Origin of the sequence: Glutamicibacter sp. V16R2B1 (assembly GCF_005774635.1) — a bacterium.
Lineage (GTDB): Bacteria > Actinomycetota > Actinomycetes > Actinomycetales > Micrococcaceae > Glutamicibacter > Glutamicibacter creatinolyticus.
Genome location: NZ_VATX01000012.1, coordinates 284,564 through 306,135, shown reverse-complemented (window position 1 = coordinate 306,135; position 21,572 = coordinate 284,564). Strand labels below are relative to the sequence as shown.

At 64.9% G+C, this 21,572-nt stretch carries 16 protein-coding genes; 8 read left to right on the top strand and 8 right to left on the bottom strand.

What is annotated here, in order from left to right; translation table 11 throughout:
* Positions 1–349: 349 nt before the first annotated feature.
* Positions 350–1,804, top strand: coding sequence for an alkaline phosphatase (phoA, locus tag FDN03_RS08785; RefSeq protein WP_138176035.1), 1,455 nt, complete (start codon positions 350–352; stop codon positions 1,802–1,804).
* A 150-nt stretch (positions 1,805–1,954) separates the two neighbouring features.
* Here the strand turns inward: phoA and purU are convergent, their stop codons facing one another.
* The 7 genes from purU to glyA all read right to left on the bottom strand — a co-directional run bounded on the left by purU (position 1,955) and on the right by glyA (position 10,716).
* A complete protein-coding gene (gene purU, locus FDN03_RS08780) occupies positions 1,955–2,815 on the bottom strand; it encodes a formyltetrahydrofolate deformylase (protein WP_138176033.1) in 861 nt (286 codons plus the stop codon).
* Positions 2,816–2,972: 157 nt separating this feature from the next.
* Positions 2,973–4,358, bottom strand: coding sequence for an L-serine ammonia-lyase (locus FDN03_RS08775; RefSeq protein ID WP_138176031.1), 1,386 nt, complete (start codon positions 4,356–4,358; stop codon positions 2,973–2,975).
* Positions 4,359–4,976 carry a sarcosine oxidase subunit gamma family protein gene (gene soxG / locus FDN03_RS08770; RefSeq protein ID WP_138176029.1) on the bottom strand — a complete coding sequence of 206 codons (618 nt, stop codon included), beginning with the start codon at positions 4,974–4,976 and terminating at the stop codon, positions 4,359–4,361.
* Complete coding sequence (locus tag FDN03_RS08765; RefSeq protein WP_249354444.1) at positions 4,969–7,872, bottom strand: sarcosine oxidase subunit alpha family protein; 2,904 nt, start codon at positions 7,870–7,872, stop codon at positions 4,969–4,971. Before FDN03_RS08765 ends, soxG begins: the two co-directional genes overlap by 8 nt.
* Positions 7,869–8,168 (bottom strand): sarcosine oxidase subunit delta, encoded by a 300-nt coding sequence (locus FDN03_RS08760; protein ID WP_138176027.1) that lies wholly within the window; start codon positions 8,166–8,168, stop codon positions 7,869–7,871. Before FDN03_RS08760 ends, FDN03_RS08765 begins: the two co-directional genes overlap by 4 nt.
* Positions 8,169–8,179: 11 nt before the next feature.
* Positions 8,180–9,397 carry a sarcosine oxidase subunit beta family protein gene (locus tag FDN03_RS08755; protein WP_054821666.1) on the bottom strand — a complete coding sequence of 406 codons (1,218 nt, stop codon included), beginning with the start codon at positions 9,395–9,397 and terminating at the stop codon, positions 8,180–8,182.
* Between the two features lie 2 nt (positions 9,398–9,399).
* Entirely contained in the window at positions 9,400–10,716 is a 1,317-nt protein-coding gene (gene glyA, locus FDN03_RS08750; RefSeq protein ID WP_138176025.1) for a serine hydroxymethyltransferase, read from the bottom strand.
* A gap of 152 nt (positions 10,717–10,868) precedes the next feature.
* On the opposite strand from glyA, the gene FDN03_RS08745 reads away from it, so the two are divergent.
* A complete protein-coding gene (locus FDN03_RS08745; RefSeq protein ID WP_138176023.1) occupies positions 10,869–11,528 on the top strand; it encodes a GntR family transcriptional regulator in 660 nt (219 codons plus the stop codon).
* 47 nt (positions 11,529–11,575) lie between these two features.
* Here FDN03_RS08745 and FDN03_RS08740 read toward each other — a convergent pair whose 3' ends face one another.
* Positions 11,576–13,180, bottom strand: coding sequence for a PucR family transcriptional regulator (locus FDN03_RS08740; protein WP_138176021.1), 1,605 nt, complete (start codon positions 13,178–13,180; stop codon positions 11,576–11,578).
* 112 nt (positions 13,181–13,292) lie between these two features.
* Here FDN03_RS08740 and FDN03_RS08735 point away from each other — a divergent pair, with 112 nt between their 5' ends.
* The 6 genes from FDN03_RS08735 to FDN03_RS08710 all read left to right on the top strand — a co-directional run bounded on the left by FDN03_RS08735 (position 13,293) and on the right by FDN03_RS08710 (position 21,571).
* Positions 13,293–14,084 carry a creatininase gene (locus FDN03_RS08735; RefSeq protein ID WP_138176019.1) on the top strand — a complete coding sequence of 264 codons (792 nt, stop codon included), beginning with the start codon at positions 13,293–13,295 and terminating at the stop codon, positions 14,082–14,084.
* Between the two features lie 61 nt (positions 14,085–14,145).
* Complete coding sequence (locus FDN03_RS08730; protein WP_138176165.1) at positions 14,146–15,876, top strand: BCCT family transporter; 1,731 nt, start codon at positions 14,146–14,148, stop codon at positions 15,874–15,876.
* A 306-nt stretch (positions 15,877–16,182) separates the two neighbouring features.
* Complete coding sequence (locus tag FDN03_RS08725) at positions 16,183–17,436, top strand: M24 family metallopeptidase (RefSeq protein ID WP_138176017.1); 1,254 nt, start codon at positions 16,183–16,185, stop codon at positions 17,434–17,436.
* Between the two features lie 255 nt (positions 17,437–17,691).
* Positions 17,692–19,053, top strand: coding sequence for an MFS transporter (locus FDN03_RS08720; RefSeq protein ID WP_138176015.1), 1,362 nt, complete (start codon positions 17,692–17,694; stop codon positions 19,051–19,053).
* A gap of 333 nt (positions 19,054–19,386) precedes the next feature.
* Positions 19,387–20,685: an MFS transporter gene (locus tag FDN03_RS08715; protein WP_138176163.1), complete on the top strand. Its 1,299-nt coding sequence runs from the start codon at positions 19,387–19,389 to the stop codon at positions 20,683–20,685.
* A 76-nt stretch (positions 20,686–20,761) separates the two neighbouring features.
* Positions 20,762–21,571: an IclR family transcriptional regulator gene (locus tag FDN03_RS08710; RefSeq protein WP_138176013.1), complete on the top strand. Its 810-nt coding sequence runs from the start codon at positions 20,762–20,764 to the stop codon at positions 21,569–21,571.
* Position 21,572 lies beyond the last annotated feature (1 nt).

The window sequence follows — 21,572 nt, the reverse complement described above, 5'->3', positions numbered from 1 at the left end:
TCTGGGCGCCGGGACCAACCCCGGGCCCCGGTGTTGCCTTGAGCCTGTCCTCTGCTTCGATCCTCACACCGTTGCCCGGGGCGTGGCAAGAGCTGGAGCGTGGTGAGGCAGGTTCCCGGGAGCTGGAGCGTGGTGAGGCAGGTTCCCGGGAGCTGGAGGTTGACCGAGACGCATCTCACAGGCAGCGGGATTTGCGCGATAATTGGCGGCACCCGCGCCGGGGGTTGCCGGACGTTAACCTGCGGTTCAGGCGCCGGTTGCCGCTGCGACAGCTGGCTTGGGCAGCATCGGCCCTGGTGCCGCCGCATCGATCACGGCGGCCAGGAAAACTTCAGTTGAAGGGTAGATCATGTTTTCTCGTACCAAGAGGTTGGTTCCGGCCGCGGCCGCGCTGGTGTTGGGCGTCGGCGCCCTGTCCGGGTGCTCGGTGGGCGCCGGGGCGGTGGAGTCCAGCCAGGATCCGGCCCCGCTGCTGGATCGTGCCGCCACCGGTGGGCTCTCCGAGCACGGCGGGGCGCGGCGCATGGACGGTGACACCACCGATGCGGTGCGCGAGGCGGTGAAGGACGCCGGGGCGAAGAACGTCATCCTGCTCATCGGCGACGGCATGGGCGATTCGGAAATCACGGCCGCCCGCAACGTCGCCGAGGGTGCCGGCGGCTTCTTCAAGGGGCTGGACGCGCTGCCGCTGACCGGGCAGTACACCCACTACGCGCTGGATGAGGAAGGCAAGCCGGACTACGTGACCGACTCGGCCGCCAGCGGGACCGCCTGGGCCACCGGCACCAAGTCCTACAACGGTGCGATCTCGGTGGACATCCACGGCAAGAGCCAGCAGAGCCTGCTGGAATTGGCGAAGGAAGGCAACCTCGCCACCGGCGTGGTCACCACCAGCGAAATCCAGGACGCCACCCCGGCCGTGCAGTATTCCCATGTGGCCGAGCGCAAGTGCTATGGCCCGGAGGCCACCAGTGAAAAGTGCGCGCAGAACGCCCTGGAAAACGGCGGCGCCGGCTCGATCGCCGAGCAGATGCTGGCCACCCGCCCGGACCTGGTGTTCGGCGGCGGGGCGGAGACCTTCGCGGAGAAGGCCAAGGCCGGGGACTACAAGGACAAGACCCTGCGCCAGCAGGCCAACGAGCGCGGCTACACGATCGTGGAGGACACCGCCGGGATGCAGCAGGCCCAGGCGGCGAACCAGGACGCCCCGCTGCTGGGGCTGTTCGCCGAGGGCAACATGGAGGTGCGCTGGACCGGGGACCTGGCTTCCAAGGACGGCATCTCCAAGCCGGCCCAGCAGTGCAAGGACAACCCGGCACGGGACTTCGAAAAGGCCCCGGACCTGAAGAGCATGACCTCCAAGGCGATCGACCTGCTCAAGGACGATCAGGACGGGTTCTTCCTGCAGGTCGAGGGCGCCTCGATCGACAAGCAGGACCACGCGGCGAACCCGTGCGGGCAGATCGGCGAGACCGTGGACCTGGACGAGGCGGTGCAGGAGGCGCTGGCCTTTGCCAAGGAGGACGGTGAGACCCTGGTGGTGGTCACCGCCGACCACGCGCACACCAGCCAGATCGTGGCCCCGGACACCGAGTCCCCGGCACTGACCTCCAAGCTGGTCACCGCGGACGGCAGTGAGATGGCGATCCTCTACGGCACCGGTGAGGAGGCCGCCTCCCAGGGCCACACCGGCGCGCAGCTGCGCATCGCCGGCTACGGTCCGGGGGCCGCGAACGTGGTGGGCCTGAGCGATCAGACGGACCTGTTCTTCACGGTGCGTGACGCGCTGGGGCTGGGCAAGTAGCAGCACCGCAACACCAACAGCATCAGGGGCCGATCCAGTGGGTCGGCCCCTGATGTGCTGCGTGAAAAGTGGGTGCGTTCAGCCTTTGGCACCGCGGCGGCAGCCGGTGCGACGGCCGCACCCGGTGCGTCGGCCGCACCCGGAGGCGGGTTAGCGCAGCACCACGGTGCGGTTGCCCCAGAGGAACACCCGCCCCTCGCAGTGCCAGCGCACCGCGTTGGACAGGGCCTTGCATTCGCTGTCGCGTCCGGCGGCGACCAGGTCCTCGGGCATGTAGGTGTGGTCCACCTCCACCACCTGCTGGGCGATGATCGGCCCCTCGTCGAGCTCCGAGTTCACGTAGTGGGCGGTGGCGCCCACCGTCTTCACCCCGCGCTCCCACGCCTGGTGGTAGGGCTTGGCGCCCTTGAAGGAGGGCAGGAAGGAGTGGTGGATGTTGATGGTCTTGCCGGTCAGCTCGGTGGCCAGTTCATCGGAGAGCACCTGCATGTAGCGGGCCAAAACCACCAGTTCGGTGCCGGTCTGCTCGATCAGCTGCAGCAGTTCGGCTTCCGCGGCCGGCTTGTTCTGCTTGGTGACCGGGATGTGGTGGAAGTCGATGCCGTGCCATTCCACCAGTGAGCGGTGGTCCGGGTGGTTGGAGACCACCGCGACCACATCGATGGGCAGCTCCCCGGTGTGGGCACGGAAGAGCAGGTCGTTCAGGCAGTGGTCGAACTTCGAGACCATGATCAGGGTGCGGGTCTTCTGCCCGCGTTCGCGCAGGTTCCAGTCCATCCCCCATTCCTCGGCGACCGGGGTGAAGTCCTCGCGCAGCCGCTGCAGCAGGTCCGCACCGTCCTGCCCGGCGAAGTCCACGCGCATGAACAGGCGCTCGGCGCTCATGTCATCGAACTGCTTCAGCTCCACGATGGTGCGCCCGTGCTTGATCAGGAAGCCGGTGACGGCGTGCACGATGCCGGCCGCCTCCGGGCATTGCAGGGTCAGAACGTGCCGGACCTGCTCGCTCATCCTCGTTTGTCCTTTCACTTCTTCTCCAGGCGCCCGCCCGGTGTCCGCGAGGGTTCGCGGCCGGGTCGCGCCTGGTGTGTTTGCTTCCAGCTTAGGGCTTTGGGGCCGGTGGGTTGGGGCCGGTCCAGTTTGCTGGGCGGGGTTGGCGGGGCCGGGTTCAGCACTGGGCCAGGGTCAGCGCCAGCCCGCCGCGCGAGGTTTCCTTGTACTTGCTTTTCATGTCCGCCCCGGTAGCGCGCATGGTCTCGATCGCCGCGTCCAGGCTCACCGTGTGCTGCCCGTCCCCGTGCAGGGCCAGGCGGGCGGCGTTGATCGCCTTCACCGAGGCGATCGCGTTGCGTTCAATGCATGGAATCTGCACCAGCCCACCGACCGGATCGCAGGTCAACCCCAGGTTGTGCTCCAGCGCCACCTCCGCGGCGTTCTCCACCTGTTCGGGGGTGCCGCCAAGCACGGCGCACAGTCCTGCGGCTGCCATCGCGCACGCCGAGCCGACTTCGCCCTGACATCCAACTTCTGCCCCGGAGATCGAGGCGTTGGTTTTGATGATGATCCCGATCGCGGCAGCGGTAAGCAGGAACTGGATGACCTTCTCATCGCTGGCGCCGGTGACGAAGCGGGTGTAGTAATGCAGCACCGCAGGAATGATTCCGGCCGCCCCGTTGGTCGGGGCGGTGACGATCCGCCCGCCTGAGGCATTTTCCTCATTGACGGCCAACGCGTAGAGGTTCACCCATTCCATCGCCCACAGCGGGTCCATCGACTCCGACGCTTTGGCCTCAGCTTCCTGCCGACGCAGGCGTTCGCGCAGGGCTGGGGCACGACGGGTGACGTTCAGGCCGCCGGGCAAGGTTTTCTCGGTACGCCGACAGCCGTTCTCGACGCACTGCTGCATGACCTTCCAAATCTCCAGCAGTGCGTCGCGGACCTCGGTTTCGCTGCGCCAGGAGAGCTCGTTCGCCCACATCACCTCGGCAATGGATTTGCCGGTGGCGGCACAGGTCTCTAGGAGCTCAGCGCCCGAGGTAAATCGATAGACGGCGTCGTTTTCGGTGTTCAACGGAGCTTGGAGCTCTTGGTCGTTCACTACGAACCCGCCGCCAATTGAGTACAGTGTTTGGCTGGCCAGCTCGGTGCCGTCGGAGTTAAAGGCGGCAAATCTCATGGCATTCGGATGTCCGGGCAGTGACTTGCGAGAATGCAACACCACATCGGCGTCGATCGAAAACTCGATCGGGGCCCGCCCGGCCAGCCGCAGGACCGCCGAGTCCCGGATCTGCTGAATCAAGTCCGGCACTTCATCGGTATTCACAGTGGCCGGGTCATGTCCCGCCAACCCGAGGATGACCGCAATATCCGAATGATGGCCGATGCCGGTGGCTCCCAGGGAACCGAACAGCTCGGCGCGCACCCGTGCCACCTGCCCAAGTACCCGCCCGTCCAGGGCGGCCGCGAAGCTCGCGGCCGCCCGCATCGGCCCCACCGTGTGTGATGATGAGGGGCCAATGCCAATGGAAAACATGTCCAGCGCGGACAGTGCCATCTAGTCCACCTCTGGCGAGCCGAACTCGGTCATGGCGTCGACCAGCCACCGTACCGTGTGCTCGGTGAAGGAGGCACGCGGAAGAATCCGCCAGGTCTGCTCGCTGACCCGCCACAGCAGCACCGGGACGTTCGCCACCGTGGTGGTGATCGCCTGATTCACGGCAAACGCGCTGGGGTGCAGATCCGCCGGGCAGCTCTTGCGCAGCACCAGCGGCGCAGACGGCCCTTCCAGCTCCAGCACGCTGCGGTTGGCCGACAAGTCCACGACCTGGCCGGCCTGGTCTCCCAGCGCCTGGATGAGTTGCTCGCTCAGCTGAACGTTCTCGGGTGCAAACACCAGAAATTCATCCGGTCCGAGCCACAGCACGGCAGTGCCGGTGACATCTCCGGCGACCTCACCCACCTGTGCGGGCAGGCCGACCCCCGTGGCGTCAGCCAGCTGCTGGTGGCCGGCGGTGCCGGGTGCTGCGCGCAAACCCACCTGGGTGGCGAAAGCGACCTCGCGTAGCGCCACAGCACGCTCGCCGGTCACGGTCGCCGCCGCCATCTCCCCGGCAAGGTGCTCGGCCGGGGAGCGGCGCAGGACGGTGGTTTCGATCAGAGTGTTGTTAGCCATCTCGGCGGCTTCCTTCCGGGTCAAAGAGTACGGTTTCGGAGACCACGACGTCGACCAGGCGGTCGCCTATCGGTGTCTTCAGCGTTTCGCCGATACGATTACGCCCATTCTTGATCAGCGCCAGTCCGAAGGTCCGGCCCAGGGCGGCCGAGTTGTAGGAGCTGGTCACCCACCCGTCCATCGGGGTGATGCCGTTCTCGGTTCCCGCGTCGGCAGCGACCAGAGCGGCGCCTTCCGGCAGACGCAGGGTTTCGTCGACCGGCAGCACCGATACCAGTTGCTTGCGGTCATCCCGCAGGTTGTCATCCCGCGAGAAGGAGCGCTTGCCCACGAAGTCCTTGATCTTGGAAACAACCCACTCCATGCCCGCATCCTGCGGGGTCACCGTGCCGTCGGTATCCTGCCCCACGATGATGAAGCCCTTTTCCGCGCGCAACACGTGCATGGTCTCGGTGCCGTACGGGGTGATGTTGAATTCCTGACCGGCTGCGTAGACATCTTCCCAGATCTTCAGTCCATGCCAGCTGGGGACCGCGATTTCGAAGGCCAGCTCGCCGGAGAACGAAATACGCGAGATCCGGGCCTCGATACCGCTGTCCAGGGTGACGTCCTGGAAGGCCATGAACTTGAATGCATCGTTGGAGACATCCAGGTTCGACGCCAATTTCCCGATGACATCACGGGAACGTGGACCGACCACTGCCACGGTCGCGAACTGCTCGGTCACCGAGGTGCACGTTACATCCAGTTCAGGCCACTCGGTCTGCAGCCACTCCTCCAGCCAGTCAAGCACGTCGGCGGCCCCACCGGTGGTGGTGTGCATGAGGAAGCGGTCTTCAGCCAAGCGCAGGGTCACCCCGTCGTCGAAGATCATTCCATCGGCCTTGCACATGACGCCGTAGCGCCCCATGCCCACCTTCAACTTGCTGTAGCCGTTGGTGTACATGCGGTTGAGGAACTCGGCAGCGTCCTTGCCCCGGATTTCGATCTTGCCCAGGGTTGTGGCGTCGAGCATGCCGACGGAATCGCGCACCGCGGCGCACTCGCGCAGCACGGCCGCGTCCATGTCCTCCTCGCCCTGCGGGAAGTACCAGGCGCGCTTCCACTGTCCCACGTCCTCAAACTTTGCCCCGTGTTCCAGGTGCCAGGAGTGCATCGGGGTGATGCGCGCGGGGTCCAGCAATTGTCCGCGGGTACGACCAGCCAGAGCCGCGAACGCTACCGGAGTGTAGGGGGCGCGGAAGGTGGTGGTTCCGATTTCCGAGGGGTCCTCGATGCCCAGCACGGCGGCGATCACGCCGATGGCTGCCACCCCGGAGGTCTTGCCCTGGTCGTTCGCCGTGGAAATGGAGGTGTACCGCTTGATGTGCTCCACGGACCTCATTCCGGCCCCGGTGGCGCGCAGCACGTCAGCCACGGTCTGGTCACGCTGCAGGTCCACGAAGTGGCGCGTGTAGTTCGCCGCGTCGTCGCCATTTAGCGAAGCAACCAGCCACACCGGGCGAGTCTCCCCGAGGGCGGTTTCGGGCGCCTGCGGAACGGTGGCCACATGCTGGTAACCGGCAGCCGAGGCGGCTGCCGCCCCGGTGGCGGCACCGGTTGACAGGGCACCGGCGGTGTCCAGCCGTCCGGTCACTGCCCCGGCCAGGTGTTGGTTGGCCACGGCGCCGGCGGGCACGAAGGCATGGATGGTGGTGTCCCACGCCAGCTTGCCCTGCCGCTGGGAGTGCAGGTGCACGACGGGGTTGAACCCGCCGGCCACGGCCAGGACGTCAACTTCGAAGCGTTCGTGGTCACCGAGCTCGCTGTTCTCGTCCAGTGGAGCGACCAGGATGGCTGATAGTTCCCCGGACTCATCTGCTTCGGTGTCGACAACTACCGAACCGGTCAGCACGGTCACCCCGTCGGCGACGGCTTCGGCCGCCGCCGCGGAGGCGGTCGACCGGGCGTCGATGACGGCGACCACCCCGCCGCTGGCCGCCAGTTCGGAGACTAGCGGGTAGACCGAGTCGTTGGTCGTAGCCACCGCGATGCGCTGTCCCACACGGACACCGTAGCGGTTCAGGTAGCTTCGAACCGCTCCGGCCAGCATGATGCCGGGCCGGTCGTTGTTTTCGAATACCATCGGCCGCTCGTGGGCCCCGGTGGCCAGCACAACTTGCTTGGCACGCACATGCCAGACGCGTTCGCGCGAAACTCCCTTGCCGGCCGGACCGTTGAGGTGCACCGTGCGCCGCTGTACGGCAACGATGTAGTTCGCATCGTAGGAGCCGAGCACAGTGGTGTTCTGCAGGTGGGTGGTTTCCTCGGCCTGCGCCAGCTCCCCGGTGACCTCCTCGATCCAGCTGGAGGCGTCCTTGCCGTCGATCTGCTCCCCGGATGTGTCGCGCAGGGTGCCGCCAGCCTCGGTGCGCTCATCCATCAGCAGCACACGGGCACCAGAACGGCTGGCCTCACGCGCCGCGGCCAGGCCGGCCGGCCCTGCCCCCACGACCAGCACATCGGTGTGTACGTGGACATGGTCGTAGTAGGCCGGATCCGTGGTTGGGTCCAGTACGCCCAGGCCCCGCAGCAAAGTGGCGTGCATGCGGTCGGTGACCGTAACGGTCGTGGCGGGAAGCATCGATTCGTCGATGTCCTCGTGGTGGCGGGCCGCCACGGTGATGAGCGCGTTGGGTTCCTCAACTCCGGCAGAGAAGATGCCCCGGGGACGGCTCAAATACATCGAGTTGCCACAGGAGCGCATCCCATTGGCGAGCATGGCGCTAGCGACGGTGTCCCCCGACAGAGCGGAGAGCTGCTGGCCGTCAACGGTGAGCTGCAAAGCCTCCTCACGCTGAACACGCGCGGTAGGTGCCATGGCGGTCTCCAGCCGGTAGGGCTTGTTCTGGCTCATCGGGTACCTCCCTGGGTGTTCTGCAGTTCCGGGCGTGCTTCCCCGGCGCGGTAAACGGCCTTGAATTCATAGGTGACGGTGTCGCGTAGTGCGTTGAACCACTTGCGGCACCCGCCGGAGTGGACCCAGCGTTCGGCGAAGATCCCCTTCGGGTTCTGGCGGTAGAACAGGAAGTGGGCCCATTCCTTGTCGCTCAGCGCGTGGGGGTCGGCGGGGTAGGCGACGTGCGCCTGCCCGCCGTACTTGAATTCGGTTTCATTGCGTGGCCCGCAGTTCGGGCACTCAATCAGCATCATGGTGGCGGCTCCTAGTGGGCCACGGCGGCGGCGCCGTGTTCGTCGATGAGGTGTCCGGTTTCGAAGCGATCCAGGCTGAACGGGGCGTTCAGGGCGTGCGGTTCATCGTTGGCGATGGTGTGGGCCAGGGTGAACCCGGCCCCGGGGGTGCCCTTGAACCCGCCGGTCCCCCAGCCGCAGTTCACGTACAGGTTCTGGATCGGGGTCTTGGAGATGATCGGGGAGGCGTCCATGGTGGTGTCCACGATTCCGCCCCAGGTGCGCAGCACGTGGGCCCGGGCGAAGATCGGGAACAGCTCCACCGCGGCGGCCATCTGCTCCTCGATCACGTGGAAGGCGCCGCGCTGGCCGTAGCCGTTGTAGGTGTCGATGCCCGCGCCCATCACCAGTTCGCCCTTGTGCGCCTGGGAGACGTAGACGTGGATGTGGTTGGACATCACCACGGTCGGGTGCACCGGCTCGAACAGCTCGGAGACCAGCGCCTGCAGCGGGTGGGACTGGATCGGCAGCTCAAAGCCGGCCATTTCGGCCAGCACCGAGGAGTGACCGGCCCCGGCCAGGGCGACCTTGCCGGCGTGGATGGTGCCACGGGTGGTCTTCACCCCGGTGACCTTCTCCCCGTCCTTCAGGAAACCGATGACCTCGCAGTTCTGGATGATGTCCACGCCCATCTCATTCGCCTTGCGGGCAAACGCCCAGGCGACGTGGTCGTGCTTGGCGATGCCGGCGCGCGGCTGGTAGGTGGCCCCCATGACCGGGTAGCGGATGTCATCCCCGGTGTTGATGATCGGGCAGACCTCCTTGACCTGTTCGGGGCTCAGCCATTCGGCATCCACGCCGTTGAGCTTGTTCGCCTCGACTCGGCGCACCGATTCGCGCACGTCGCCCAGCGTGTGGGCCAGGTTCAGCACGCCGCGCTGGGAGAAGAGGAAATCGTAGTCCAGTTCCTCGGGCAGCTGCTCCCACAGCTTCAGCGACTTCTCGTAGATTCCCGAGGACTCGTCCCACAGGTAGTTGGAGCGGATGATGGTGGTGTTGCGGGCCATGTTCCCGCCGGCCAGCCAGCCCTTTTCCAGCACGGCAATGTTCGTCATGCCGTGGTTCTTGGCCAGGTAGTAGGCCGTGGCCAGGCCGTGTCCGCCGCCGCCAACAATCACGGCGTCATAGGAGGACTTCGGTTCGGGGTTCGCCCAGAGGAATTCCGGGTGCTCAGGCAGCAAGTCAGCCATGATTATTCTCCAATCTTCTTCAGGTTTGGGTAGAGCGGGTGGGCCGCAGCCAAATCCAGCACCCGCTGCTTCAACTCCCCAAGCTTGCCCGTACTACCCTCCACACCAGCAATCAACGTCTGCGCAATAACCTCCGCCACCTCAGCAAACGCGTCCTCCGAGAAACCACGCGTCGCCAACGCCGGGGTACCGATCCGCAACCCCGAAGTCACCATCGGCGGACGCGGATCAAACGGCACCGCATTACGATTCACCGTGATCTCCACCTGCGCCAACAAATCCTCCGCCTGCTGGCCATCGAGCTCGCTGTTACGCAGATCCACCAACACCAAATGCACATCAGTGCCGCCGGTCAGCACGCTGATCCCCTTGGCCTCGACATCGGCCTGGGTCAAACGCTCCGCCAGAATCCGCGCACCGGCTAACGTCCGCTCCTGGCGTTCCTTGAACTCTTCCGACGCGGCGATCTTGAACGCCACCGCCTTGCCCGCGATCACATGCTCCAACGGGCCACCCTGCTGACCCGGGAACACCGCCGAATTCAGCTTCTTGGCAATCTCCGCGTCATTCGACAAAATAATCCCGCCACGCGGACCAGCCAAAGTCTTATGCGTGGTCGAGGTGACCACATGCGCATGCGGCACCGGCGACGGATGCAACCCCGCAGCCACCAAACCAGCAAAATGCGCCATGTCCACGAACAGGTACGCACCCACCTTGTCCGCGATCTCACGGAAGCGGGCGAAGTCCAACTGGCGCGGATACGCCGACCAGCCAGCCACGATCATCTTCGGGGAATGCTCAACCGCCAGACGCTCGACCTCGTCCATGTCCACCAGGTTCGTCGCCTCATCCACCCCATACGGCACGATGTTGAACAGGCGCCCGGAGAAGTTCAGCTTCATGCCATGGGTCAAATGCCCGCCATGAGCCAAATTCAACCCCAGCACGGTATCCCCCGGACGCACCAGCGCGTGATACACCGACGCGTTGGCCTGCGCCCCCGAATGCGGCTGGACGTTGGCGAACTTCGCCCCGAACAACTCCTTCACCCGCTCGATGGCCAGAGTCTCGATCACGTCGACCTCTTCACAGCCGCCGTAATAGCGGCGGCCCGGGTAGCCCTCGGCATACTTGTTCGTCAACACCGAACCCTGCGCCTGCATCACCGCCTGCGCCGTGTGGTTCTCCGAAGCAATCATCTCCAGGCCACGCTGCTGACGCGCCAACTCAGCATCAATCCGCGCCGCCACCTCAGGATCAAGCTCACCCAACGACTGGGTCAGCGATTCTGCGACGGGTGACTGGGTTTCCAGCATCTATCCCTCCAAAGTGTACGAATTGCCGACAACTGATATATCAATGTCTGCGTCTTAGCGTATGATCTAACTCACAGCCCGTCAATGGGTTGGGGAATTATTTTTTAGCCGCATGATTCCAAGGCAGAATGAAGGTGAAGGGAGCCGCCAAGATGACAAGTACAACCGAGGTGCCCGTGGCCAGTGAGTCCATGGCGGAGCGGTCCTACCGGATTCTGCGCGACCGCCTGATCATGATGGACATCGCCCCCGGCGACCCGATCAACGAGGCGCTGCTCGCCACCGACCTCGGCATGGGGCGCACCCCCATCCGCGAGGCGCTGAAGCGCCTGGAAGTGGACCACCTGGTGATCTCCTACCCGCGCCGCGGGACCTTCGCCACCGGGGTGGACATCACCGAGCTGGCCGCCATCTCCGAAATGCGGCAGGTGCTGGAGCCGTTGGCCGCGCAGCGGGCGGCCGAGAATCGCGGCGGCGCCTTGCGCGAGGAGCTGACCCGCACGATGCAGGCGATCCGCCAGCTCGATCCATTGCGGGACCGGCGCCAGCTGATGGAATACGACCTGGAAGTGCACCGGCTCATTTATCGTGCCGCCCAGAACCACCACCTGGAGGAAACGCTGGTGCGCCTGGACAACCTCGCGACCCGGATCTGGTGCATGGTCCTGGACCGGTTGCCGGACATTCACGCTCACATTTCCGAACACGCCACGCTGATCGAGCTGATCCTGGACGGATGCGAAGAGCAGGCAGCCCAACTGGCCGCCGAACACGTGGTCAGCTTCGAACAGACGGTACGCGCCGTTCTCTAACCGCCACCCTGCGGCCCGGGCTCGCAGGCTGCCCCGCAGCCGCCCGGCTAGAAGCGCAGAGCAAGCTGGCAGGCCAGATGAACGGTCAAGATCCTACCGGTCCCCCGTGGGTCCCCACCGATCAGCGAGAAGATCTTGGTCAGTCGCTTATGCATGGTTTGCCGCTCCAGGTACAGCCGATTGGCCGCCAACGTGGAATTGCAGCCCGACCCCAGCCACACTTCCAGCGTCTTGAGCAGACTGCTGCCCCTGGCCTTGTCCGCCGCGATCAGCAGCCCCAGCTGCTCGTCAATAAACTCGTTGAGCGCCTGCGAATCGGTAAAACGCTTAAGCACTCGTTCCAACGCATAATCCGAAGCGTCGCGGACCTGCCCCTCGTTCGGAAAGGGGCTTGCCAGGGACTCGACCGTCAGCGCTTCGGCCAGCGACCAGCGGGCATGGGCAATTTTCGAAGCCAGCGGACCGACACAGCATTCGACGGACATGCCGCTCAACGCCTCGCGCAGCAGCTGCACCAGCTGGGTCCGCGCTCTGCGCGGATCGTGCGGGTCCAACTGGACCATGGCATAGAGACGATGGGCCTCCAGATAGGTGCGAATGGAGGGGAACCGCGAATGCAGGGTGTTTTCCAGCACCGAGCGCACGCGGGACATGTCAAAGCTCTGAAAGACCATGAGACAGCTCGGATGGTTTTCCGGCACCTGCGCTTGTCGGGCCCGCTCGACAATGAAATGTGTGCCGGCCCCGCTGACAATGGCCCGCAACAGCGAGGTGTCGGCTATCTGCAGGCGTCCAGGACGGTAGTGCTGGGCAAAGGCCAGGCTGACAATGCTTCCCAGCCGCTGGGCCACCAATTCCAGTTGCTCCGGCGCGGTTCCGATTTTGCTGTAGAGCACCAGTCGCGCCGCCACGTCGGCCCCGACGAACAAGTCCGTGGCAACAGCGCCGGCCCCTTGCTCATCTTCCTGGCCCTCAGGCCCGGATTCCGCGATGACCTGTCCGGAAAGATCCTCCATCGTCGCCCGGACCCGTAGCGCGGAGGCGATCATCTCCAGCAGGGGTGTTAGGTTCGGCCCCGCCGAGGCAATATGCCTTGCGAGGCGTTGGGAGACTTCGTCGGCCTGTTGCAGGGTTGCGGCGTGTTCCGAGACGATCTGCCGGTTGATCTTCTCGGCCAACTCAACAAAGGGCACGGTGGCCCGCAGCCGGAACAACGGCAACCCCAGCTCCTCGGCCCGCTGAATGAACTTCGCGGAGATGGTCGGCCCATCTGCAGGTGGCTCGATGACCAGGGCGGCCACCCCGCGCTGCACCAGTGACTGCAAGTACGCGTGCTGGGCTTCGATCCGCAACCCCAGCAGGGCCGCGCCGGTGGTCAGCAACAGTTCATCACCGTGCAGCAGGCCGCCGACTTGCACCACTTCGCTGGGATGCACCCAGCGCACCCTGGTGGTGGCGACCTGCTCGGCGCCGGCCAGGGCCAGGGGCTGGGCGTTCTGGAACAACCGGTCCCGCAGGATTTCCGTTAGAGCGACAAACATGTTTCCTCGTTCCGCGGCAGGAAGATCCACAGTGCCTGGCCTCGGCCGCAAGTGTCGGTCTGTCACCCCGAAGTCTCGAAACGGCAACAGTGTGAGTGTATCGCGGCTCACATTACTCTCCCTAGGCTTGAGGGCAACACATCGACGCAAGCCCTGGCCCGTCCTCTTCCCGTCCCTTGGATCCCGCCCAATCTTGTGTCCGCGAAGCAGTTAGGAGCCATAGATGTCCGCTGTATTCCTAGAGAACCTGGACTCAGAAAGCTACGCCCAGTTCCTATCCCGCGAGGGGTCGACCGTCATCATTCCCACCGGCGCCACCGAGCAGCACGGGCCACACCTGCCGCTGGGCGTGGATGCGATGCTTTCCCGGGCCATCGCCGCCGAAGTGGCCCGGCAGGTGGGCGCGCTGGTGGCGCCGGAGTTCTCCTACGGCTACAAGTCGCAGCCCCGTTCCGGGGGCGGGAACCACCGGCTTGGGACCACCAGCCTGGGAGCCGCCGCGCTGACCGGCATGATCGACGATGTGGTCTCGTCCTTCATCGACCAAGGGGCGTGTAACGTCATCGTGCTGAACGGGCACTTTGAGAACTACCAGTTCCTCTATGAGGGTCTGGACAACGCGGTCGCCCGGGCGGGCCGCCAGGGCTCGGGTTCCCGCGGGGTGCTGATGTCCTACTGGGATTTCGTGGACGAGCACACCCTGGCCCAGGTTTTCCCTGACGGTTTCCTGGGATGGGACATCGAGCACGGCGGTGTGCTGGAAACATCGCTCATGCTGTTGCTGCATCCGGAACTGGTTGACATGGATCGGGTAGTCGATCACCCACCCGCCGTCCTGACGCCCTACGACATTTTTCCCGAAGACCCGGGACGCACCCCCGCCAGCGGATGCCTGTCCAGCGCCAAGGGCGCGACGGCCGAGCGCGGGCGGCTCCTGCTGGAGGCCATCAGCGGGGCCATTACCACCTCCCTGCACACCGAGCTGCAACCGACCTTTCCCATCGGAGTGAAATAGCATGTCCATCAACGAAGCCGACCGGAAGCAACGACGCCTGGAAACCGAGGGCCCCCAGGAGATGGGCAGCTCGTCGGCGCACAGGGAAGTTGAGGTGCCGCGATTCGTCGGGCGCATCATTCCACCGCTGGATCGCCTGCTGATCCGCACCATTCCCCCGCTGCTCATCGGCGCGGTCATCCTGTGGGTGTTGCTGAACCCCACCGGCGCCTCAACAGTGATCTCCGACCTGCGAACCTTCGTGACCGGGAAGTTCACTTGGCTGTTCATCCTGTATTCGGCATTCGCGGTCATTGTCTGCATCTGGCTTTCCTTCAGCAGGGTGGGACGCATCCGTCTGGGCGGGCCCAAGGCGAAACCCCAGCACAGCAAGTTTGCCTGGTACTCCATGCTGTTCGCCTGCGGCCAGGGCATCGGGCTGATCTTCTGGTCGGTTGCCGAACCGATCATGCTGCGCGATGAGAACCCGGTGATTCCCGCCGGCGCAACGGGCGCCGCGGAGGGTGGGATCGTGTGGACCTATTTCCATTGGGGTCTGACGGCCTGGGCCATGTACTGCGTGGTGGCGGTCTGCCTGGCCTATTCGCACCACAACCTGGGCAAGACGTTGACCTTCAGGGAGGCCACCGTCGACATCCTGCCCAAGTGGTCGCAGCGCGGCGCCGGCGTAGTAGTTGAGCTGCTGGCCATCATTGCCACGGTGCTGGGGCTGGCCACCTCCTTCGGGTTCGCGGCCCTGCAGTTCAGTTCCGGGATCACCTCCTTCACCGGAATCACCTCCAGCCCGATGATGTGGCTAATGGTCATCGCGGTGTTCGCCGGGATCACGGCGATTTCCGCGATCGTGGGCATCAACAAGGGGATGGCGCGCATTTCGAGCCTGAACTCGATCCTCAGCATTGTCCTGGTGGGCGCGGTATTCATCTTTGGACCCACGCTCTACATCGTGTCCAACCTGTCCCAGACCTTCGGCAGCTTCATGTCGAACTTCATTCACATGAGCCTGTGGACCGATGCGGGAAGCACCGCCAATCCCCTCAGCACCTGGCAGGACAGCTGGAACGGCTGGTGGACGGTGTTCATCTGGTGCTGGGTCATTGCCTTCTCGCCATTCGTCGCCGGGTTCATCGCCCGCATCTCCCGGGGCCGCACCATCCGCGAATTTGTCCTGGGGGTGACGGTGATCCCCACGCTGATCGTGATGATCTGGGTGGGCGTGATCGGTTCGGCCGCCATCTACTATGACGACCGCGCGGAGCGCGGCATCAGTGCCGCCGTAGCCGCCGACACCTCCGCGGGACTGTTCGCGATGCTGGACCATGTGCCGCTGATCGGCACGATCCTGCTGGTGGTGTCCACGATCCTAGTGGCCACCTATTACGTCACCTCCCTGGATTCGGGGATCTATGCGCTCAGTGAGTTTGTTTCGGCGCCCAACAAGTCCGGGCCCATTTTCCGGGTGGTGTTGGTGCTGTCCATCGCCACCGTGGCCACGGTGCTGCTGACCCTGGGCGGCACGGCGGTCGTCGATACGGTGCAGACCGGCACGATCATTGGGGCATTCCCGTTCTCCTTCGTAATCCTCTTGATGATCGTCAACCTGATTCGACGTCTGCTCAAGCGCGACAAGGCGATCAAGCAGCTGGAAAAGGACATCAACAATCCCGACCCGTCGCTGATCTTCACCGCTGACCCCAGCGGTTCGGGTGCGCTGCTGCGCTCGCGAACCCCGAAGCAGCCCCTCCGGCGGGACCCACATGGCCCCGACTCGGCGCCCGGCGACCCGGACTAAGGTCCTCGTCCGTTGGGCACTTCCCCGGCACCCGGGCGAAGGCCCGAGCCTCGATGCAGCCGAACCGCACCCGCCGGGCATCGCCGCGGGGTGCGGAACCGGCGTCACATTACTTCGGAACTCCCTTGTCAGACCGGCGATGAATGAGATCTACAAAATCTACGAGAACACTGCTTGACAGTGACTCGGACCACAAATAGCCTGAATGCAACAGCGTTGCAGATATTGCAACTTCTCTCGTGCGCTTCTTCCCGGCAACGCTGCCCCAGTTTTCCTGCAGTACCTTCATAGACATAGGAGTCGACCATGACCACGACCTCAAACAGCCCCACCAATGTCTCCGAGCTGGAGCGCCTGAAGACCCTGCACAACGGCTCGAAGCAGCAGCTGACCTTCTCCGACGCGGAGTTCGAGCGCCGCCTGGCGGGCCTGCGCCAGATCATGGCGGCCAAGTCGCTGGATGCAGTGATCCTCACCAGCTACCACGGCATCAAGTACTACTCGGACTTCCTGTACACCACGTTCGGACGCAACTACGCGCTGGTGGTCACCGCGAACAACTCCACCACGGTGACCGCGAACATCGATGCCGGCATGCCGTGGCGCACCAGCTATGGCGAGAACATCGTGTACACCGACTGGAAGCGTGACAACTTCTTCTACGGACTGCAGGAGGCGCTCAAGCGTGACGGGGTAAAGGCCACCCGCATCGGCGTGGAAGATGACTTCCTGCCGGGCCTGACCCGCCAGCGCATCCAGGATGCGTTCCCCGGCGCCCAACTGCTGGATGTCTCGCAGGATGCCATGCGTCAGCGCATGATCAAGTCCGCCGAGGAAATCGAGGTCATCAAGCACGGCGCCCGCATCGGCGACCTGGGCGGTGAGGCCATCAAGGCCGCGATCCGCGAGGGGATCACCGAGTACGAGGTGGCATTGATCGGCACCGAGGCGATGGTGCACGAGATCGCCAGGACCTTCCCGCACCGCGAAGTGCGCGACACCTGGGTGTGGTTCCAGTCCGGCATCAACACCGACGGCGCCCACAACTGGGCCACCACCCGCAAGCTGCAGCGCGGGGACATCCTGTCGCTGAACTGCTTCCCGATGACCTCGGGCTACTACACCGCACTGGAGCGCACCTTGTTCCTGGGCCAGCCCGACGAGCGCAGCCTGCAGCTGTGGAACGTGAACGTCGAGGTCCACAAGCGCGGCCTGGAGCTGATCAAGCCCGGCGCGGTCTGCAAGGACATCGCCGCCGAGCTGAACGAGATCTACATTTCCCACGGCCTGCTGCCCAACCGCACCTTCGGCTACGGCCACTCCTTCGGCGTGCTTTCGCACTACTACGGCCGCGAAGCCGGCCTGGAGCTGCGCGAGGACATCGACACCGTTCTGGAGCCGGGCATGGTGGTGTCGATGGAGCCGATGATCACCGTGATGGACGGCGAGCCGGGCGCCGGCGGCTACCGCGAGCACGACATCCTGGTCGTGGGCGAGGATGGCGCGGAAAACATCACGAAGTTCGGCTTCGGCCCGGAGAACAACATCATCGACGCCTAGTCGGCACCACCCACCACACGGGCAGCGGCCTGGGTCCCCACGGGAACCCGGGCCGCTGCCCGTGCTTAACGCCAGTATTTTTCTCAGCGCAACCAGCCGACTCCCGCGCCAGCGAAGTGGGAAAGCGGCCATGGAGAAACGTCCTTGAAGCGCGCCCGAGAATCCGTTGACAGTGATGTGCACCACATCTATTATTAATGCAACCGTGTTGCGTTCACTGCAACTTTCACTCCAGTTCTCTTGGCGGTTTCCACAATGAATCATCAAAATTCGCAATCCAGCGTGCCCGGGGCGAAGGCCGACCTGGGCCCGACACTCAGCGGACAACAGCGCCCGGACCCCGGTGGCGTGGGCAGTGCCACCCGGCGCAAGGTCGTTGCCGCGAGCTTCATCGGCAACTTCGTCGAGTGGTTCGACTACGCGGCCTACGGCTACCTGGCGGTGACCATCTCGGTGGTCTTCTTCCCCGAATCCGCACCGCAGACCGCGCTGCTGATGACCTTCGCCCTGTTCGCGATTTCCTTCCTGGTCCGTCCACTGGGCGGTTTCGTCTGGGGTCACATCGGCGACCGCATTGGCCGCCGCGAAGCGCTGAGCTGGTCAATCCTGCTGATGTCCGGGGCGACCTTCTGCATCGCCCTGCTGCCGGGCTACGCCAGCATCGGCATCGCGGCCCCGCTGATCCTGCTGCTCCTGCGCCTGGTGCAGGGCTTTTCCGCCTCGGGCGAGTATGCCGGCGCCTCGGCGTTCCTGGTCGAGTACGCCCCGGCGAACCGGCGCGGACTGTATGCCGCGGTGGTTCCGGCCAGCACCGCCACCGGCCTGCTGCTCGGCTCCCTGCTGGCCGCCCTGCTGACCGGCCTGCTGGATGCAGAACAGATGCAGTCCTGGGGCTGGCGCATTCCCTTCGTGCTGGCGGCCCCGATGGGCCTGATCGGACGCTACATCCGCACAAAGCTGGAGGACTCGCCGGCCTTCAAGGAGCTGGCCCAGGAGGACGAGGTCATCAAGGCGCCGGTCAAGTCCCTGTTCCGCGACCACTGGCGCCGCCTGGTGCTGGCCGCCGGTGCGGTGCTTTTGAACGCGGTCGGCTTCTACGTCATCCTCTCCTACATGCCCACCTACCTGTCCCAGGAGCTGGGACTCGATGAGACGGCGTCCTACGTCGCCACCACGGTGGCACTGGTGACCTACATCGGTTTCATCTTCATCACCGGCATGCTTTCGGACAAGTTCGGGCGCAAGCGGGTCCTGATGAGCGCCTCGATCCTGTTTGTCCTGTTCACCGTGCCGGCGTTCATGCTACTGGACACCGGCAACTTCCTGCTGATCATCCTCGTGCAGATCCTGCTCGGCGCCATGCTCACCCTGAACGACGGCACCCTGCCCAGCTACCTGGCCGAAATGTTCCCCACCCGGGTGCGCTACTCCGGATTCGCGGTTTCCTTCAACCTGTCCAACGCATTGTTCGGCGGCACCGCACCCTTTATGGCAACCCTGCTGATCGCCGCCTCCGGCAACCTGCTGGCCCCGGGCTGGTACCTGATGGCCGCGGCCGTGGTTTCCCTCATCGCCGTCGCCTGCTCCGCGGAGACCAGCCGCAAGCCACTGACCTAAGCACGCCCATTTCAACTCGCATCCGAACTGCGCACCGCCAGCCGGCGGTGCGCAGTTCGCCGTTTCAGCGGCCAAGAACGCCCGGCCGCATTCCCCCGGGAGCGAACCCAGGCGCGGCGCACTTCACGCTTTGCCGCGGTGTCCACCGAATGGAAAACCGCGGGAAACTTCTTGACTGTGAGGCACGGCACACATAGCGTTAAGCAACAGTGTTGCGATAGGCGCAACTGATAAACCTACCGATGGCGGTGGACAGTGACCCAGAACGACCAACTCAAAACACCAAACCCGACGGCCTCGGCCGTCCGCAACCCGACCTCCTCTTCAGCTTCCGTGGCCGATGCCGCGGGAAACGGAACCATTGACGGGGCCACCCGGCGCAAAGTAGTCGCCGCAAGCTTCATCGGCAACTTCGTGGAGTGGTTTGATTACGCCGCCTACGGCTACCTGGCCGTGACCATCGCGGCGGTCTTTTTCCCCAGCGACGACAGGCAACTGGCCCTGCTGATGACCTTTGGTGTTTTCGCCATCTCCTTCCTGGTCCGTCCGCTGGGCGGATTCGTGTGGGGACACCTCGGCGACCGGATTGGTCGCAAGGAGGCACTGAGCTGGTCAATCCTGCTGATGTCCGGGGCCACCTTCTGCATCGCCCTGCTGCCGGGCTACGCCAGCATCGGCGTCGGCGCCCCGCTCTTGCTGCTGGCCTTGCGCCTGGTCCAGGGGTTCTCCGCCTCCGGTGAGTATGCCGGCGCGGCGGCCTTCCTGGTCGAGTACGCCCCGGCGAACCGGCGCGGACTGTATGCCGCGGTGGTTCCGGCCAGCACCGCCACGGGCCTGTTGCTCGGATCGCTGATGGCGGCCCTGCTCACGGGCCTGCTCCAGGCGGATCAGATGGAGTCCTGGGGCTGGCGGCTGCCCTTCCTCCTGGCCGCACCGATGGGCCTGATTGGACGCTACATCCGCACCAAGCTGGAGGACTCCCCCGCCTTCCGGGCAATGGCCGAGGAAGAAAACGACGCCCCGACCTCTCCGGTCAGCTCGCTGTTCCGCGAGCACTGGCGTCGCCTGCTGCTGGCCGCCGGTGCGGTGCTGCTGAACGCGGTCGGCTTCTACGTCATCCTCTCCTACATGCCCACCTACCTCTCCGAAGAGCTGCACCTGGACGCCACTCGTTCCTACCTGGCCACGACGGTGGCGCTGGTGACCTACATCGGATTCATCTTCATCACCGGCATGCTTTCGGACAAGTTCGGGCGCAAGCGGGTCCTGATGAGCGCCTCGGTGCTGTTCGTCCTGTTCACCGTGCCGGCGTTCATGCTGCTGGACACCGGCAACTTCCTGCTGATCATCCTCGTGCAAATCCTGCTCGGAGCCATGCTGACCCTGAACGACGGCACCCTGCCCAGCTACCTGGCCGAAATGTTCCCAACCCGGGTGCGCTACTCCGGTTTCGCGGTTTCCTTCAACCTGTCCAACGCATTGTTTGGCGGCACCGCACCGTTCATGGCGACCCTGCTGATCGCCGCCTCCGGCAACCTGCTGGCCCCGGGCTGGTACCTGATGGCCGCGGCCGTGGTTTCCCTGATCGCCGTTGCCTGCTCCGTGGAGACCAGCCGCAAGCCACTGACCTGAGGATCATCACCGGGGAACCTGCCACTGCACCGCCTAGGATATTGAGTCAGGAACCCTCAGCTAGCCAGGAGAAGTGATGACCGCGGTAAACAAGGAGTCGCGCAGCAGCGCACGCACCCCGGGAAGCGATTCGCGCGGCGCCTCGGTGATCGTGAACGTGGTGGATGTGCTGCGCTGCTTTACCACCGAGCGGCCGGAGGTCGGGGTTACCGACATTGCCGCGGAGGTGGGACTGCACAAGTCCAGCGTCTCGCGGATCCTGGCCACCCTGGAGCAGGAACGGATCGTGGAACGCGACCAGGAAACCCGCAAGTTCCGCCTGGGGCTGGGCCTGATCGCCATCACCGGGCCGTTGCTGGCGAACCTGAACGTGCGGCGGGTGGCCTACCCGGTGCTCAACGAGCTGTGTGAGCGCAGCGGGGAAACCGCGGTGCTCAACATCTGGGACGGCGGCGAATCGGTGTCCGTGGAGCAGATCCCCTCCAAGCGCAACGTGAAGCACACTTCCGTGATGGGCAGCCGCTACGCCACCGGACTCAGCGCCACCGTGCAGATGTTCCTGGCCCACGAAACCCGGGACCAGGCCCTGAAGCTGATCGACTCCGGAGCCATCAGCCTTCCCGCGCAAACCGACACCGAGGAATACCTCAAACGCCTGCAGTCGGCCCGCGAAGCGGGATTCGCCATCAACTACGGGGAAACCTCACAGGATGAGGTGGGCGTCGCGGCACCGGTTTTCGACCACCGCGGCCAACTGGTGGCATGTGTCATGATCGCCGCTCCCTACTATCGGGTGAGCACCGAGGTTCTGCAGGACCTAACACGCCAAACCATGCGGGCAGCAGCCGAAGTCAGCGTGCGTCTGGGACACCTGCCCGGAACCTGAG

Coding starts and splice junctions, on each gene's coding strand:
- FDN03_RS08710 (WP_138176013.1), top strand. CDS start 20,762: ATGACCGCGGTAAACAAGGAGTCGCGCAGCAGCGCACGCACCCCGGGA.
- FDN03_RS08725 (WP_138176017.1), top strand. CDS start 16,183: ATGACCACGACCTCAAACAGCCCCACCAATGTCTCCGAGCTGGAGCGC.
- FDN03_RS08735 (WP_138176019.1), top strand. CDS start 13,293: ATGTCCGCTGTATTCCTAGAGAACCTGGACTCAGAAAGCTACGCCCAG.
- FDN03_RS08775 (WP_138176031.1), bottom strand. CDS start 4,358: ATGGCACTGTCCGCGCTGGACATGTTTTCCATTGGCATTGGCCCCTCA.
- phoA (WP_138176035.1), top strand. CDS start 350: ATGTTTTCTCGTACCAAGAGGTTGGTTCCGGCCGCGGCCGCGCTGGTG.
- FDN03_RS08755 (WP_054821666.1), bottom strand. CDS start 9,397: ATGGCTGACTTGCTGCCTGAGCACCCGGAATTCCTCTGGGCGAACCCC.
- FDN03_RS08760 (WP_138176027.1), bottom strand. CDS start 8,168: ATGATGCTGATTGAGTGCCCGAACTGCGGGCCACGCAATGAAACCGAA.
- FDN03_RS08730 (WP_138176165.1), top strand. CDS start 14,146: ATGGGCAGCTCGTCGGCGCACAGGGAAGTTGAGGTGCCGCGATTCGTC.
- soxG (WP_138176029.1), bottom strand. CDS start 4,976: ATGGCTAACAACACTCTGATCGAAACCACCGTCCTGCGCCGCTCCCCG.
- purU (WP_138176033.1), bottom strand. CDS start 2,815: ATGAGCGAGCAGGTCCGGCACGTTCTGACCCTGCAATGCCCGGAGGCG.
- FDN03_RS08720 (WP_138176015.1), top strand. CDS start 17,692: ATGAATCATCAAAATTCGCAATCCAGCGTGCCCGGGGCGAAGGCCGAC.
- FDN03_RS08745 (WP_138176023.1), top strand. CDS start 10,869: ATGACAAGTACAACCGAGGTGCCCGTGGCCAGTGAGTCCATGGCGGAG.
- glyA (WP_138176025.1), bottom strand. CDS start 10,716: ATGCTGGAAACCCAGTCACCCGTCGCAGAATCGCTGACCCAGTCGTTG.
- FDN03_RS08765 (WP_249354444.1), bottom strand. CDS start 7,872: ATGAGCCAGAACAAGCCCTACCGGCTGGAGACCGCCATGGCACCTACC.